A 15,412-nucleotide genomic window follows, 5' to 3' on the forward strand; every position below is an offset into this window, starting at 1 on the left:
CCATCATGCTGAGGTCTTATATGCGCAAGCGCCACAATGAGTACTCGCGTCAGCTCATCGATTTCGTCAGCGAGCTGCGTCCCCCCGCGCCCATCGCCGGCGGCCTGCTGCCCAAGCTGACCATCGTGACGCCCTCGTACAACCAGGCGCGGTTCCTGGAGCGCACCATTGTGTCGGTGCTGAACCAGGGCTACCCGCGGCTCGAGTACATCATCATCGACGGCGGCTCGACCGACGGCAGCGTCGATATCATCCGCAAGTACGAACGCTACCTGACCTACTGGGAAAGCACGCCGGACCGCGGCCAGTCGCACGCCATCAACAAAGGCTTCGAGCGCGCCACCGGCGACTACGTCGGCTGGCAGAATTCCGACGACCTGTACTACCCGGGCGCCCTGCGCAAGCTGGGCGCGGCCGCGGCCCGGGGCCGGGCGCCCATCGTCAGCGGCAACCTGTTCGTGGCCGACGCCGACAACCACATCTTCCGCAAGATCCACTACACCCCGGTCAACCGCGGCACGCTCACGGTGGTCAAGGCCTCTATCCCGAACCAGTCTGCCATCTTCCGCCGCGACCTGCTGCGCAAACACGGACTGCTGCAGGAAAGCATGCGCTACTGCATGGACCTGGAACTGTGGAGCCGGCTACTGCGCGAGGGCAGGAACCTGATCGTGCCGGACGCCATGGGCGTGTACACCGCCCATGACGAAACCAAGACCGCCCTGATGCAGGACGTGCTGCTGGAGGAACGCGAACAGATCGTCGACCGCATCCGCCGCACCGAACCCGGCATGGGCAAACTGTTCGGCCTGTCGTGCCGGGCCTCGCAGGTGGCCGCGCATGCGCGCCAGGGCGACCTGTCGTATCTGGTCGAAAAGCTCGCCATCAAGCTGTTCGGGCGCGACGACTGGGCCGCGCACTGACCCCCCAATCCCCAGCCATGGAGCCGCCATGCATCCGCACCGCCGCCTTTCCACGCTGCACCTGCTGGGGCTGTTCGCGTTCACCGCGCTGGCCCTGAACGACGACCGTTTCATCCTGGGGGTCGGCAGCTTCAAGCTGTCGCCCTTCGATGTGCTGTTCGTGGCCATCCTGGTGGTCAAGGCGCTGCGGCTGGCCGATCCGGCCGCGTACGCGCTGCCGCGCGGCGCGCTCGGCATGCTGCTGGGCCTGCAGGTGCTGTCGGTGATCTATCTGCTGCTGGTGTCGCTGCATCATCCCGGCATCGAAACCGGCGACGTGGCGCGCGACCTGCGCATCGTCTTCTACTTCCTGAGCGTGCCGTTCCTTTGCTACAAGGACATCGACAGTCCGGCCGCCTACGCGGTGCTGCAGAAGTACATCGTGGCGGCCTGCCTGGCCGTGGCCACGCTGATGCTGCTGGAGCAACTGCAGGGCTTCAGCATTTCCAATCCGCTGCGCAATGTGCGCCTCGGGGTGTGGGCGATTCCGTTCGGCGTGGTGTCGCTTCTGTACTTCCGCAGGACGCTCAACGTGTCCGGGCCCAAGGCCTACGCGCTGACGGTCTACATGCTGCTGGCGCTGGTGTTCTCGCTGAACCGCAGCCAGTACCTGCAGTTGATGGTGGCGGTGCTGCTGGCGATGATGCTGGGCGCGGGTCCCGACATCCGCCGCCGGGTGGTGCTGATCTTCGCGCCCGCGGCCGTGGCCGGGGTGCTGGTGTTCGCCAGCATCGGCTACCTGGACGTGCTGACCAACCGCATTTTCAGCGTCGAGCGGCTCGACGAGGACTCCAGCTACGGCGCCCGCATCCAGGAGATGCAGGGGCAGATGGACTCGTTCGCCGAGAGCCCGGTTTTTGGCAAGGGCGCGGGCTTTCGCAGCTGGGTGATGGGCGAGAACGGCTTCGAGCTGAGCACCTTCGCGCACAACTCCTGGGCCTTCTACCTGATGAAGTTCGGCATCGTCGGCACCGTCATGATCATGTTGCCGCCGCTGCTGATCCTGCTGCTGTCGCTGGGCCGACGCTACGCCCATCCCGGGCTGGAACTGCACCGGCGCTACCTGATCGCCACCGCGCCGATCTACATCTTCGTCGACTCGCTTTCGGGCGGCCTGGCCTACGCGCCCAAGACCGCCTTCACCGGATTCCTGCTGTGCTATTGCCTGTCGCTGCTCCGCAATGCCCGGGCCATGCCCACGCCCCAGCCCGCGCCCGCGGCTCCCAGCTCCCGTCCGGACGCCATGCGCCGGGCGCCACCGCGAGTACTGCCCCATGCCTGATGTCCTGTTCGTCGCCCCCGACCTGCATGGCGGCGTCGGAAGATGTGTCGCCTTCATCGCCGACGCCCTGCCCCGGCGGGGCGTGGACGCCGGGCTGTTCCTGCTGCGTTCACGCAACCGCGAATACCCGATCGCCAACCCGCGCGTGACGCGGGCGCTGCCGGTGTTGGAATCGCCGGCGGCGCTGCGCCTGATGCTGCCGCTGGCGTTCGCGCGCCTGGTGGCGCAGATCCGCCGCGACCGCCCGGCCATCGTCTGCTCGCACGGGCTGTTGTGCAACATGCTGGTGGTGCTGGCCAAGAAGGCGCTGCGCGGCGACTTCGCCATTGTGGCGTTCGAGCACAGCAGCCCCGCCATCCACTACGGCGCCTCGCGCATGCGCGGCCTGAAATGCTGGCTGGTGAGCCATACCTACCGCCGCCACGACGCCGTCGTCGGCGTCTCGCGCGGCGTCAAGGAGGACCTGGTCAGCATGTTCCCGCCGCTGCGCGGCAAGGTGCGCACCATCTACAACGGCGTGCCGCTGGACGACGTGCGCGAGCAGAGCGCCGCGGCTTCGCGGCCCGCGCCGGCCGACGCCGGCGCGCCCTATCACGTGGTCGCGGTGGGCCGCCTGGAGGCCGTCAAGGACTACGCCACGCTGATCGACGCCGCCGCGCTGCTGGACGATCCGGGCATCCACTTCACCATCCTGGGCGAAGGTTCGGAGCACGGCGCGCTGCAAAGGCGCATCGACGCGCGGCCCTCGCGCAGCCCGGTCACCCTGGCCGGCCACATCGACAACCCGTTTCCGGTGATCGCCAGCGCCGGCGCCTTCGCCCTGACTTCGGTGCGCGAGAGCTTCGGCAACGTGCTGGTCGAGGCCCTGTGCCTGGGGGTGCCGGTCATTTCCACCGATTGTCCGCACGGCCCGGCCGAAATCCTCGACGCGGGCCGCTACGGACTGCTGGTGCCGGTGGGCGATGCGGCGGCGCTGGCCGCCGCGGTGCGCCGGCTGGCCTACGACGGCGACATGCGCGAACGGCTCGCGGCCGACGGCCCCGGGCGCGCCGACGCCTTTTCACTGGAGCGGCACTGCCGCGACGTCATCGATTTGTTCCAGCCGCTGATGCGGCGCGGCGCATCCTGAACAGGAAAGCATCATGTCCAAGATACCGGTATCCGTCGTCGTCATGACGAAGAACGAGGAACGCAATATCGCCAAATGCCTGAAGGCGCTGGCCGAGTTCGACGAGGTCTTCGTGGTCGACTCCAACAGCACCGACGCCACTTGCGCCATGGCCGCGGCGCTCGGCGCCAAGGTCAGCAATTTCAACTGGAACGGCAAATATCCAAAGAAAAAGCAGTGGTGCCTGGAACAGTTGCCGTTCACGCATCCGGTGGTGCTGTATGTCGACGCCGACGAGGAAATGACGCCGGAACTGGCCGCCGAGATCCGCGCGGCGCTGCCGCGCTTTGCCGCCGGCGCCGGCGGCGCCTTCGTGCCGTTCGACTATGTGTTCTGCGGCCGCAAGCTGCGCCACGGCCACCGCGTCTACAAGCTGGCGCTGCTGGCGCGCGATCAGTCGCGCTTCCTGGACTACGACGATCTGGACGTGGCCCACATGTGGGAGGTCGAGGGCCACTACCAGCCGCAGGTCAAAGGCGAAACCTTCGCGCTGCGGGCGCGCATGGTGCACAACGACCACGATTCGCTCTACCACTACTTCGACAAGCACAACCGCTATTCCGACTGGGAAGCCAACCTGCGCATCAAGGGCCTGATGAACGATCCGCGCGAGGCCAACGTCGGCGCGCGGGCGCTGCTCAAGCGGCTGTTCCAGGCGCTGCCGTTCAAGGCGCCGATCTCGTTCCTGCATTCCTACCTGCTGCGCCTGGGTTTTCTCGATGGCCGCGCCGGCTTCGATTACGCGGTGGCCCGCGCCATGTACTACTGGCAGATCCGCATCAAGACCGAGGAAATCCGCCAGGCCCGCCTGGCCGTCGATCCGGCGCAAGGCGATGCGCTCAGCGGAGCGGCCAAATGAGCGCGCTGCAGCGGTTGGACCAGTTCACCCTGGCGCCGGGCCAGCGCGGCCGTTCGGCGCTGACGGTACAGTTGTGGTGGCTGGTGCAGGGCTCCCTGTTCCGCTGGTCGCCGCAAGTGGCCTACGGCCTGCGGCGCTGGCTGCTGCGCTGCTTCGGCGCGCAGGTCGGACGCAAGGTGCTGATCCGCCCCAGCGCCACCATCACCTATCCCTGGAAGGTGACGATCGGCGACTACGCCTGGATCGGCGACGACGCCGTGGTCTACAGCCTGGGGCCCATCCATATCGGCGCGCATGCCGTGGTGTCGCAGCGCAGCTACCTCTGCGCGGCCGACCACGACGCCGCGCAGCCGGACTTCCCGCTGCGCGAGCGCGCCGTGCGCATCGAGGACGGCGCCTGGGTCGCCACCGATGTCTTCATCGGCCCCGGCGTCACCGTCGGCCGCGAGGCCGTGGTCGGCGCGCGCAGCTCCGTGTTCCGCAGCCTGCCGCCCGCCATGGTGTGCCACGGCAATCCCTGCCGCCCCATCCGCCCGCGCGTGGCGCCGCCGGCATGAAGATCCTCCTGTACGGCATCAACTACGCGCCGGAGCTGACCGGCATCGGCAAATACAGCGCGGAACTGGCCGAATGGCTGGCCGCGCGCGGCCACCAGGTCAGCGTCGTCACCGCGCCGCCCTATTATCCGCAATGGCGCGTGCACGATGGCTACCGCGCCGGCCGCTACCAGCGCGAAACGCGCGCCGGCGTCGACGTGCGGCGCGCGCCGCTGTGGGTGCCGGCCCGGCCCGGCGGCGCCAAGCGCCTGCTGCACCTGGCCAGCTTCGCGCTTTCCAGCCTGCCGTCGCTGCTGCGCGCGGCGGCCGGCCGGCCCGACGTGATCGTGGTGGTCGAGCCCGCCCTGTTCTGCGCGCCGGCCGCCTGGCTGGCCGCGCGGCTGTGCGGCGCGCGCGCCTGGCTGCACATCCAGGACTACGAAGTGGATGCGGCGTTCGACCTGGGCCTGCTCAAGGGCGCCTGGCTGCGCGCGGCCGTGCGGCGCGCCGAGCGCTGGCTGATGCGGCGTTTCGACCGCGTCTCGACGATCTCCGGCCGCATGCTGGACCTGGCCTTGTACAAGGGCGTGGATCCGGCGCGCGCGGTGCTGCTGCCCAACTGGATCGATGTCGAGGCCATCGCGCCCGGCCGCGACGGCGACCTGCGCGCCGAACTCGGCATTCCCGCCGGCGCGGTGGTGGCGCTGTATTCGGGCAACATGGGCGGCAAGCAGGGCCTGCAGACGCTGGCCGAGGTGGCCCGCCTGCTGGAACAGGAGGAATCGCTGTGGTTCGTGTTCTGCGGCCAGGGCCCCGAACGCGCGCCGCTGCAGGCGCAGTGCCAGGGGCTGGCGCGGGTGCGCTTTCTGGACCTGCAGCCCGCCGCGCGGCTGGGCGCGCTGTTGAACACCGCCGACATCCACCTGCTGCCGCAGCGCGCCGGCGCCGCCGACCTGGTCATGCCGTCCAAGCTGACCGGCATGCTGGCCAGCGGCCGCCCGGTGGTGTGCGGCGCCGCGCGCGGCACCGAACTGGCCGGCGTGGTGGCGCGCTGCGGCCTGGTGACGCCGCCCGAGGACGCCGCCGCCATGGCCGAGGCGGTGCGCAAGCTGGCCCACCATGGCGAGATCCGGGAAACATTGGGCGCCGCGGCGCGTCGCCATGCGCTCGACCACCTGCACGTGGACGCGGTGCTGGCCGCCGCCGAGCGCGAATTCGCCGCCGTCGCGGGCGCGCCCGCGCCGCGCGCAACGCGGACCACCGAAGCCGCCAGCCGCGACGCCGGCCATTAGGCTCGATCGCCCGGATTCTGCCCCGGCGCCCTCGGCGCCACGCGCTGGCCACGGGGCGGCGGGTCGCGCCCGCTACACGCTGTCGTCGCCCTTGCCAGCGGCGGCGGCCGGCGTGGCGCCGCGCACCAGCCCCATCTGCACCGCGATATAGGCCGCCTCGGCCTGATTGCGCGCGTTCAGCTTCCAATACAGGGTGCGCGCGTGGCTCTTCACCGTGGCCACCGATATCCCCACCTGCTGGCCGATCTCGCGCATGGTCTTGCCCTGCACCAGCAACTGCAGGATCTCCTCCTGCCGCTGCGTCAGCTCGCGCAGCTCCGGCAACGACGCCTGTGACGTCGACAGGGGCCTGGGCTGCGGTTGCGGATAGCACTCACCGCCCGCCAGCACCAGGCTGACGGCGGCGGCCAGGGCGTCCGGGCTGGATGCCTTGGGCAGGTAGCCGGCCACGCCGGCGCGCGCGCAGGCCGCCATCACGTTCTGGTCCAGCACCGAGTACAGCGCCAGCACCAGGCGCGGCATGAACAGCGCCATCGCCTGCGACAGCAGGCCGATGTCGGCCTCGGCGGCGCCGCTGCACCCCACCACCAGCAACTCAACGGGGCGATTGAGGGAACCCGGCATGTTCACGAGATGTGCGGGCGAGATCGCCAGAATGTCCTCTGCGTTCCGTACCCGCTCCAGCACATGCTGGATGGCGACACGAAGCAGGGCGTAGTCTTCGATTAGAACGGTTGTCATCCCGGAGGGAACCTTGTGACGCAGGGTCCAGACACGGTTCCCATGGCACGGCTGCGCACGGCGGCAATGGCGGTTCCAGCGCCTCGCCAGGCTCACGGGAATCTCGTCCACTACGTGGCATCGCTCTGGCGCGCTTGGTGATTCGCCATCTCAACCCATGCTTGTGGACACGACCCATGCTATCAGCGGCTACCTTCGCTGAATCTCGTTCAGGAGGATGATTGGAGGAGGAATGCTGCGGCACGGCGACCGTCGATGCTGCAGTGTGTATGACCTAGGAGGGATGGCGGGGTGCGCCAGCCCCGCCCTTAACCCAGCTTGCGGCCGTACAGTTGTCCGGCGTCGGCGTCGCGGCCGTTCGGCTCGTGCCATTCCAGCGTGGCGCCCCGTTGCAGCGCCGCGTAAACGGCCTCGCCCTTGTTCTTGACGTGCAGGCGCTGGTAGAGCGTGCAGGCATGCGTCTTGGCCGTTGCGACCGAGATGTTCAGCATCCGGCTGACCGTCTTGATGGGATAGCCGCGCGCCAGCAGCACCAGCACTTCGTATTGCCGCGGTGTGATCTGCAGCAACTGGGCGCCGGCGCTGACCGGCATGGCGCCCTTGCCCGCGCCATCGTCCAGGTCGCGCGCCGGCAAGGCGCAGCTTGCCTGCGCCGGCGCCTGCAAGGCCTGTTCGCTGGGAAAGCACTGCCCGCCCGCCATGACCAGGCGGATCGCCGCTTCCAGGATTTCGACCGACGCCGTCTTCATCAGGCAGCCGTAGACGCTGGCGCCGGGCAGGCCCTGCACCGGCATGGGCAACGGCATGACATCCGTCAGCAGCAGGATGCGCTTCGGACTCAGCTCGCGCTGGATCTCGTGCAACGTGCTCCAGGCTTCCTCGCTATCCACGGGCAAGCCGTAGATGAGCAGATCGGCGCCCGCATGCCCGCCACTGGCCTTGGAGACATCGGCCAGCCCCATCCCCTCGATTTCCCACACATCGTCCAACTTGCTCAGAATCTGCCACAACCCCAGCCGCAGGAGCGGATGGGCTTCAATCAGGACCATCTTGGCCATGGTGTCCTCCCGGTTTTTCAACAGGCCTAGAAGGGATCTTCGCTGTGCTGAAGACTATTTTTTTCCAGCCCTCGCGGGGGTGGTCCGCAATATCCCGGAATATCTAATGACGCTGCACCGGGCCATTTGGGCTGGGAGACTTTCGTAGCCAACATAACGGATGGCATGAACCCATCTTATGGTTCGGAATTGGCAAAATCAAGACGTTGCGTGGCGATATAATCCGACAAAAACAGAAATCATTCGTTAGCCTTAATCACCATCGTAAATCCGGATGAGAGCGGGCCATCATCCATTCATCCGCTAGGGTTTTTACCAAGATCTCCCCGCTCCGATCGTACCCCCACCGCACGGCGCAAGAGCGTGGCACCGGCCGCAAGGGCCGTGTTCAGACTGCTGAAAGGTTAGGTCGCGCCTGGCCGCGGGGGCTGTCACGGATCGCACGGATAGGCCGGATTGGCGCAAAGGCTTGTCTATATGTTTCCATCGACACATTAAGCCCGGGCCGGGAAATCGCAATCGAAATATAGGTAACATTTTTATTTTCAATCACTGCGGCGTCATTTACTCCATATAGGCGAAGTCGAATACCGTATGCCCACCCTGGTGATGCCAATGGTGCATTGAAGCATGACGTTTTCTCAGGAAACTGGCGTAGTGGATTTCGCCATCCGTCTCCACATAGGTGGAGGGCGACAATTCCTCGATGCGGTTGAGCGAGACGCCCTTGCCGTAGTGGCAGAAGCCTTGGTACTGCGCGCAGCGGATCACCTCTCCCGCAGGCGAGACAACGATTCCGGCGTTGCGGGCCCGCATCGGATTGCGCACGATGGGGTTGCAGGCATGTGGCGTCCATTGGGTCGAGCGCGGCGAATCGGCGAAAAAGGCAAACAATTCATCGCAATGATTCTGGCCATCCGTTCGGTCGATATTGGTTAATAGCCACCAATATTCTCCACGCTTGAATATAATGGTATCGACCGCGGAAACATCGGTCATCAGGGTCATGTCCAATTCCCATTTCAACGGAAATTCGGTGCATTTCCATAATTCTATGCTGCGATTTCCGCAGGTTTCCGGGACCATGTAGGTCACGCCCTCGTATTCAAAGATATACGGAAACGATAAATGATAGGGCAGGTTCAAGGCCGTCCCCAACAGGCGGAAAGCCCCGTCCTTGTAGGTTGCGACCGAGATCGTGCCCTTGCGCGAATTAAAATCGTAGTCTTCGAAAAATATATATGGATTTTTGTCTCGCGTATATACAAAGGGGTCGGCGAAGAATCGCCCCTTGGGTGGCTGCAATACCATCGCTTCCGATACCACCGCCTGCTGCCGGACCGACGGAAACATACCGATCCGCCATCGCACATTGCGTCCCATGACGCGCCGCACAATCAAATCCGTCATTAACCACGCCTGGCGCGCAATATAGGCGGCGCTGTCCCATTCGACCGGATCATCGCGGCGCTGGCCGCTCAGGATCTGCATGCCGGGCGGCGCCACGCCCGGCCGCGCGCGCGCCAGCGCCAGCAGCGCGTCGTAGACCATGAAATTGCCCAGGCTGAACGCCCGCGTCTGGTTCTTCAGCCAGAACACCTCGGTGTTGAAACTGCGCTGGTCCAGCAGCGTATCCTCATCTTCGCCCGCGCCCAGCCGCCACAGCTTGACGGTGGTGTGGTCCTCGCGCTGGTAGACCTCCCAGAATCCAGCGTAGCGGCTGGTGGCGACGGCGATGTCGGAGTACCCCACGTGCCAAACCCCCAGCCTCGCCCAATCCGCCATGCGCGCACGCAACGGCGGTAGTGGCGGCAGCGCGCCCAGCACGAGCACCAGGTCCAGGCCGAGCGCCGCCACGCCGTCGTCGCGGCCGGCGTCGCGCGGATCGTCCGGCAACGTCAGGACTGGCGTCGAAGGCGGCAGACCGTCGCGCATGTCGCGGCAAGCCAGCATCTGCCGCTGGCGCGCCGGCAGCAGGCGCGACTCCAGCCGCGACAGCGTGCCGAACAGTGCTTTCGTGCCCAGGCGGGGCTCGGGAACGGTTTTTTCCATCACCAGCAACGCCGCCAGGTCGTAGTCCTGGCTGCGCGCGAGCCACTCGGCCATGTCGTGGATCCACCCCGGCTGGTCGGTGCCATCCAGCAACAGCCCCACTCTGTAGGTCTTCATATCTCCTGCTCCTGTGTCTGGGCGAATTGGCCGCGGCACCGGAACGGCGATCGGGCTCGCCAGGCGCATCCACGGTGCCACGCTTTCAAGTCCTCGCGCTGATACTGCGGGGTTTTGGCTTGGTCTTCCAGACGGCTTTCAACCTAGGGCGCTCGTCCGAGGACAAACGGCGCAGCGCCGTTTGGGCGAGACCCACGCTTCTTCCTCGGCCAACCGCATGGGCCCTCGTGCAAAGGAACGAGGCGGTCATCCGGACCGTCTCGGGATTCATGCGTACCAGCTAGGGATAACCACTATCGCATCCTGGCACCGGCTCACGCATACTGTTTTCAAACGAACGTTTGAATTCAACCTAATGCAAGAACTCAGATCCTCCAGCACCCGCGAATCGATCCTGGACACCGCCGAAGCCCTGTTTGCGCAACAGGGCCACGACGGCACGTCCATGCGCCAGATCACGGGCGCGGCGGGCGTCAATCTGGCGTCGGTCAACTATCACTTCGGCTCCAAGGAATCGCTGGTCCAGGCCGTGCTCAAGCGGCGCCTGGAAGTCCTGAATCGCGAACGGCTGCGCCTGCTCGACGAGCTTGAGGCCCAGGCCCGGGGCAAGCCGCTCAAGCCGTCGCAGATCGTCGACGCCTTCTTCGGCACGCTGTTGCGGCTGGCGGCCGATCCCGAACAGGCCGGCAGCACGTTCCTGCCGCTGCTCGAACGCACCATGACCGACCCGGCCGGCTTCATCCGCGCTCTTTTCGCAGAGGAATACGCCGACGTGCTCGAGCGCTATCGCAATGCCTTGTTCGCCGCCCTGCCCGACGTGCCGCGCGCCGAAATCGTGTGGCGTTTCCAGTTCATGCTCGGCGCCACCTCCTACGCCATCATCGGCACCGACCTGTTGCGCTCGGTGACCGGCTGGACGCTGGACGAGTCCGAGCAACCCGACAACCCCGAGCTGCTGCTGCCCCGCCTGATGAGCTTCCTGCTCGGCGGCCTGCGCGCTCCCCTACCGCAGCACCCCGTCACCTAGGGCCCCAGGGTCGGCGCGGCGCGGCGGTTCCAGAGAATTCAAAAAAAGGAGACTAGGAAATGAACGCAGTCATCGTCGCGCTGATCGTCATCGCGCTGCTGGCCGTCGTCCTGCTGGGCGTGCGCCCGCTCAGGCGGGCCTTGCTGTCGGCGCCGATCTTCAATCTCTACCGCAAGGTGCTGCCGCAGATGTCGGACACCGAGCGCGACGCCCTGGAGGCCGGCACGGTCTGGTGGGAAGGCGAGCTGTTCCGCGGCCGGCCCGACTGGAAGCGCATGCTGGCCTACCCGCGCCCGCGCCTGACCGACGAGGAACAGCACTTCCTCGACCACCAGGCCGAAGAGGCCTGCCGCATGGTCAACGACTGGAACATCACGCAGGAACGCTTCGACCTGCCCGCCGAGGTCTGGGACTATCTCAAGCGCAGCGGCTTCCTGGGCATGATCATCCCCAAGGAATACGGCGGCCTGGCCTTCTCGGCCTACGCCCACTCCGAGATCGTGACCAAGCTGTCGACGCGCTCGTCGGCGCTGGCGGTGTCGGTGATGGTGCCCAACTCGCTCGGCCCGGCCGAGCTGCTGCTGCACTACGGCACCGATGAACAGAAGAACCACTACCTGCCGCGCCTGGCGCGCGGCGAGGAAGTGCCGGCCTTCGCGCTGACCAGCCCGTGGGCCGGTTCCGACGCCGCCGCCATCCCCGACAGCGGCATCGTCTGCAAGGGCGAATGGCAGGGCCGCGAAGTGATCGGCATGCGCGTCAGCTGGGACAAGCGCTACATCACGCTGGCGCCGGTCTGCACGCTGCTGGGCCTGGCCTTCCGTCTGTACGACCCGGACGGCCTGCTGGGCGGCAAGAAAGACCTGGGCATCACCTGCGCGCTGGTGCCGCACGACCATCCCGGCGTGGACACCGGCCGCCGCCACTTCCCGCTGAATGCGATGTTCATGAACGGCCCGACCCGCGGCCACGACGTCTTCATGCCGCTGGACTTCATCATCGGCGGCCCGGCCATGGCCGGCCAGGGCTGGCGCATGCTGATGGAATGCCTGGCAGCCGGCCGCTCGATCTCGCTGCCATCGTCCAACACCGGCATGTCCAAGCTGACCGCGCGCGCCGTCGGCGGCTACGCCCGCGTGCGCAGCCAGTTCCGCACCCCGGTCGGCAAGTTCGAGGGCGTCGAGGAGGCGCTGGCCCGCATCGGCGGCCACACCTACATGATGGACGCCGCGCGCAGCATGACCGCCGGCGCCGTCGACCTGGGAGAAAAGCCCTCGGTGGTATCGGCCATCGTCAAGTACCACGTCACCGAGCGCGCGCGCCAGGTCGTCAACGACGGCATGGACGTGATCGGCGGCAAGGGCATCTGCCTGGGGCCGTCCAACTTCCTGGGCCGCGCCTACCAGCAGATTCCCATCGGCATCACCGTGGAAGGCGCCAACATCCTGACCCGCAGCCTGATCATCTTCGGCCAGGGCGCGATCCGCTGCCATCCCTACGTGCTGGCCGAGATGCGCGCGGCGCAGTCGTCCGACCGCAGGCAGGGCCTGATCGATTTCGACCAGGCCTTCTGGGGCCACGTCGGCTTTGTCGCGCGCAACAAGCTGCGCGCGCTGGGCACCGCCCTGACCGGCGGACGCTTCATCGGCATCGACGCCGACGTCGCGCCCGAAATGAAGCGCTACTACCAGTTGCTGAGCCGCTATTCGGCCGCTTTCGCGCTGCTGGCCGACACCTCGATGCTGGTGCTGGGCGGCAGCCTCAAGCGCCGCGAACGCCTGTCGGCGCGCCTGGGCGACATCCTGTCGCAGATGTACCTGGCCAGCGCCGCGCTCAAGCGCTTCGAGGACGAGGGCCGCCAGGACGCCGACGCGCCGCTGGTGCACTGGTCGGTGCAGGACGCGCTGTTCCGCCTGCAGGACGCCATCGACGGCGTGCTGGAAAACTATCCCAACCGCGTGGTGGCGTGGAGCCTGCGCCGCATCGTCTTCCCTTGGGGCCGGCCGCAGTCGCTGCCGTCCGACCAACTGGGCCAGGACGTGGCGCGGCTGCTGATCAACCCGGGCGCGACCCGCGACCGCCTGACCGCCGGCTGCCACCTGCCCGCCACCGCCGACGAACCGGTCGGCGCGATCGAGCTGGCGTTGGCCGCCACGCTGGAGGCCGAGCCGATCGAATCGAAGATCCGCGAGTTCGAGAAGCGCGGCACGCTCGAAGGCAATCCGCAGGCCAACGTGCGCGACCTGGCCGACGCCGTCTTTGCCGCCGGCGGCATCACCGCCGAAGAATATGCGGTGGTCAAGCGCCGCAATACCTTGCGCGATACCGTGGTGAAAGTGGATGATTTCCCCTTTGACCTCGGCGCCACCGGCGCGGTCAAGCCGGTCAGCGAACGCAAGGCAGCCTGAGGCCCGTCCACACACCAAGGAGATCGGATGGCATTCAAACCGGTATACGTGGTCGACGGTGCCCGCACGCCCTTCCTGAAGGCGCGTTCGGGCCCCGGCCCGTTCGCGGCCGGCGACCTGGCCGTGCAGGCCGGGCGCGGCCTGTTGCTGCGCCAACCCTACGCCCCCACCGACCTGGACGAAGTCATCGTCGGCTGCGCCGCGCCGTCGGCCGACGAGGTCAACATCGGCCGCGTGATCGCGCTGCGCCTGGGATGCGGCAACAAGGTGCCCGGCTGGACGGTGATGCGCAACTGCGCCTCGGGCATGCAGGCGCTGGATTCCGCCATCGCCAACATCCAGACCGGCCGCTCGCAGCTGGTGCTGGCCGGCGGCACGGACGCCCTGTCGCGCGCGCCGGTGCTGTTCTCGGACGACATGGTGCGCTGGCTGGCCAACTGGTACGCGGCCCGCGGCGTCGGCGCCAAGCTCGCCACGCTCGGCCGCCTGCGCCTGCGCCACCTGGCGCCGGTCATCGGCCTGCTCAAGGGCCTGACCGACCCGGTGGTGGGCCTGTCGATGGGCCAGACCGCCGAGAACGTCGCCACCCGCTTCGGCATCAGCCGCCAGGCCATGGACGCCTATTCGGCGCAGAGCCACGCGCGCGCGCTGGCCGGGCGCGCCAACGGCGCCTTCACCGAGATCACGCCGCTGATCGACACGCAGGGCAAGCTGTATCCGGACGACGACGGCGTGCGCGAGGACTCCACGCCCGAAAAGCTGGCCAAGCTCAAGCCGGTGTTCGACAAGCCCTGGGGCAACATTACCGCCGGCAACAGCTCGCAGGTCACCGACGGCGCGGCGATGCTGGTGCTGGCCTCCGAGGAAGCGGTGCGGCGCTGGAACCTGCGGCCGCTGGGCCGCATCATCGACAGCCAGTGGGCCGGCCTCGATCCGGCCATGATGGGCCTGGGGCCGGTGCATGCCGCCACCCCGATCCTGCAACGCCACGGACTCGGCCTCAATGACCTGGACTTGTGGGAGATCAACGAAGCCTTCGCCGCCCAGGTGCTGGGCTGCCTGGCGGCCTGGCGGGACGAGGCCTATTGCCAGGAACACTTCGGCACGCCCGCGTGGGGCGAGCTCGATCCGGCGCGCCTGAACGTGGACGGCGGCGCCATCGCCATCGGCCATCCGGTGGGCGCATCGGGCGCCCGCATCGTGCTGCACCTGCTGGAGGCGCTCAAGCGTCGCGGCGCGCGCCGCGGCATGGCCGCCATCTGCATCGGCGGCGGCCTGGGTGGCGCCATGCTGGTCGAAACCCTGGAGGACCGCCCATGAACACGCTGGAGACGCTCTCGCACTGGCGCCTGGAGCGCGACGCCGACGGCCTGGCGTGGCTGACGTTCGACCGCGCCGCCAGCGCCGTCAACGCGCTGTCCGCCGACACCATGGCGGAACTGGCGACGGTGCTGGACGCGCTCGACGCGCAGCCGCCCAAGGGCCTGGTGATCCGCTCGGGCAAGCCGACCGGCTTCATCGTCGGCGCCGACGTCAACGAATTCGCCGAACTGAACACGCCGGAACAGGGCCGCGCCCTGGTGGCGCGCGGCTGGAACCTGTTCAACCGCCTGGCGGCGGTGCGTTATCCGACGCTGGCGTTGATCCAGGGCCACTGCCTGGGCGGCGGCCTGGAACTGGCGCTGGCCTGCCGCTACCGGCTGGTGGAGGACGCGCCCGGCGCCTCGCTGGCGCTGCCGGAAGTGATGCTGGGCATCTTTCCCGGCTGGGGCGGCATGCTGCGCCTGCCCGCCGTCATCGGCGCGCCGGCCGCGCTCGACATGATGCTGACCGGCCGCGGCGCCGACGCGCGCCGCGCGGCCGCGCTGGGCCTGGTGGACGCGCGCGTGCCAACCCGCCTGCTGCAGGCG

Annotated in this window: 13 protein-coding genes; 10 read left to right on the forward strand and 3 right to left on the reverse strand. The window is 67.6% G+C overall.

Going from position 1 to position 15,412, the window contains the following annotated elements:
- Positions 1-5 precede the first annotated feature (5 nt).
- From HV742_RS24395 to HV742_RS24420, 6 genes are read left to right on the forward strand one after another with little or no spacing between them, the layout of a single operon-like run.
- Positions 6-923, forward strand: a complete 918-nt coding sequence (locus HV742_RS24395; protein WP_232732793.1) for a glycosyltransferase family 2 protein — start codon at positions 6-8, stop codon at positions 921-923.
- A gap of 28 nt (positions 924-951) precedes the next feature.
- Positions 952-2,244: an O-antigen ligase family protein gene (locus tag HV742_RS24400; RefSeq protein WP_175146594.1), complete on the forward strand. Its 1,293-nt coding sequence runs from the start codon at positions 952-954 to the stop codon at positions 2,242-2,244.
- Entirely contained in the window at positions 2,237-3,373 is a 1,137-nt protein-coding gene (locus HV742_RS24405) for a glycosyltransferase (RefSeq protein WP_175146595.1), read from the forward strand. Before HV742_RS24400 ends, HV742_RS24405 begins: the two co-directional genes overlap by 8 nt.
- 13 nt (positions 3,374-3,386) lie before the next feature.
- On the forward strand, positions 3,387-4,271 hold the full coding sequence (locus HV742_RS24410; protein WP_080977378.1) for a glycosyltransferase family 2 protein: 885 nt from the start codon (positions 3,387-3,389) through the stop codon (positions 4,269-4,271).
- The gene (locus tag HV742_RS24415) at positions 4,268-4,828 is read left to right on the forward strand and encodes a putative colanic acid biosynthesis acetyltransferase (protein ID WP_054417277.1); all 561 of its coding nucleotides are present in this window, start codon (positions 4,268-4,270) and stop codon (positions 4,826-4,828) included. Before HV742_RS24410 ends, HV742_RS24415 begins: the two co-directional genes overlap by 4 nt.
- The gene (locus HV742_RS24420; RefSeq protein ID WP_054417276.1) at positions 4,825-6,099 is read left to right on the forward strand and encodes a glycosyltransferase WbuB; all 1,275 of its coding nucleotides are present in this window, start codon (positions 4,825-4,827) and stop codon (positions 6,097-6,099) included. The genes HV742_RS24415 and HV742_RS24420 overlap by 4 nt, the downstream gene beginning before the upstream one ends.
- Positions 6,100-6,171: 72 nt before the next feature.
- Here the strand turns inward: HV742_RS24420 and HV742_RS24425 are convergent, their stop codons facing one another.
- From HV742_RS24425 to HV742_RS24435, 3 genes are all read right to left on the reverse strand, one after another.
- Positions 6,172-6,840 carry a response regulator transcription factor gene (locus tag HV742_RS24425; RefSeq protein ID WP_049072966.1) on the reverse strand — a complete coding sequence of 223 codons (669 nt, stop codon included), beginning with the start codon at positions 6,838-6,840 and terminating at the stop codon, positions 6,172-6,174.
- Positions 6,841-7,148: 308 nt separating this feature from the next.
- Positions 7,149-7,898 (reverse strand): response regulator transcription factor, encoded by a 750-nt coding sequence (locus HV742_RS24430; RefSeq protein WP_049072965.1) that lies wholly within the window; start codon positions 7,896-7,898, stop codon positions 7,149-7,151.
- Between the two features lie 564 nt (positions 7,899-8,462).
- Positions 8,463-10,067, reverse strand: a complete 1,605-nt coding sequence (locus HV742_RS24435) for a glucosamine inositolphosphorylceramide transferase family protein (RefSeq protein ID WP_175146596.1) — start codon at positions 10,065-10,067, stop codon at positions 8,463-8,465.
- Positions 10,068-10,422: 355 nt separating this feature from the next.
- Here HV742_RS24435 and HV742_RS24440 point away from each other — a divergent pair, with 355 nt between their 5' ends.
- The 4 genes from HV742_RS24440 to HV742_RS24455 form a co-directional block, all read left to right on the forward strand.
- Positions 10,423-11,094: a TetR/AcrR family transcriptional regulator gene (locus HV742_RS24440; RefSeq protein ID WP_175146597.1), complete on the forward strand. Its 672-nt coding sequence runs from the start codon at positions 10,423-10,425 to the stop codon at positions 11,092-11,094.
- Positions 11,095-11,153: 59 nt separating this feature from the next.
- On the forward strand, positions 11,154-13,502 hold the full coding sequence (locus tag HV742_RS24445) for an acyl-CoA dehydrogenase (protein WP_054417273.1): 2,349 nt from the start codon (positions 11,154-11,156) through the stop codon (positions 13,500-13,502).
- A 27-nt stretch (positions 13,503-13,529) separates the two neighbouring features.
- Complete coding sequence (locus HV742_RS24450) at positions 13,530-14,822, forward strand: acetyl-CoA C-acetyltransferase (RefSeq protein ID WP_175146598.1); 1,293 nt, start codon at positions 13,530-13,532, stop codon at positions 14,820-14,822.
- Positions 14,819-15,412 (forward strand): enoyl-CoA hydratase-related protein (locus tag HV742_RS24455; RefSeq protein ID WP_175146599.1); only part of this gene is annotated, 594 nt, incomplete at its 3' end. The genes HV742_RS24450 and HV742_RS24455, both read left to right, overlap by 4 nt.

The organism is Achromobacter ruhlandii (assembly GCF_902859695.1).
Lineage (GTDB): Bacteria > Pseudomonadota > Gammaproteobacteria > Burkholderiales > Burkholderiaceae_B > Achromobacter > Achromobacter ruhlandii.

Coding starts and splice junctions, on each gene's coding strand:
- HV742_RS24425 (WP_049072966.1), bottom strand. CDS start 6,840: ATGACAACCGTTCTAATCGAAGACTACGCCCTGCTTCGTGTCGCCATC.
- HV742_RS24415 (WP_054417277.1), top strand. CDS start 4,268: ATGAGCGCGCTGCAGCGGTTGGACCAGTTCACCCTGGCGCCGGGCCAG.
- HV742_RS24420 (WP_054417276.1), top strand. CDS start 4,825: ATGAAGATCCTCCTGTACGGCATCAACTACGCGCCGGAGCTGACCGGC.
- HV742_RS24435 (WP_175146596.1), bottom strand. CDS start 10,067: ATGAAGACCTACAGAGTGGGGCTGTTGCTGGATGGCACCGACCAGCCG.
- HV742_RS24405 (WP_175146595.1), top strand. CDS start 2,237: ATGCCTGATGTCCTGTTCGTCGCCCCCGACCTGCATGGCGGCGTCGGA.
- HV742_RS24440 (WP_175146597.1), top strand. CDS start 10,423: ATGCAAGAACTCAGATCCTCCAGCACCCGCGAATCGATCCTGGACACC.
- HV742_RS24445 (WP_054417273.1), top strand. CDS start 11,154: ATGAACGCAGTCATCGTCGCGCTGATCGTCATCGCGCTGCTGGCCGTC.
- HV742_RS24450 (WP_175146598.1), top strand. CDS start 13,530: ATGGCATTCAAACCGGTATACGTGGTCGACGGTGCCCGCACGCCCTTC.
- HV742_RS24410 (WP_080977378.1), top strand. CDS start 3,387: ATGTCCAAGATACCGGTATCCGTCGTCGTCATGACGAAGAACGAGGAA.
- HV742_RS24430 (WP_049072965.1), bottom strand. CDS start 7,898: ATGGCCAAGATGGTCCTGATTGAAGCCCATCCGCTCCTGCGGCTGGGG.
- HV742_RS24395 (WP_232732793.1), top strand. CDS start 6: ATGCTGAGGTCTTATATGCGCAAGCGCCACAATGAGTACTCGCGTCAG.
- HV742_RS24400 (WP_175146594.1), top strand. CDS start 952: ATGCATCCGCACCGCCGCCTTTCCACGCTGCACCTGCTGGGGCTGTTC.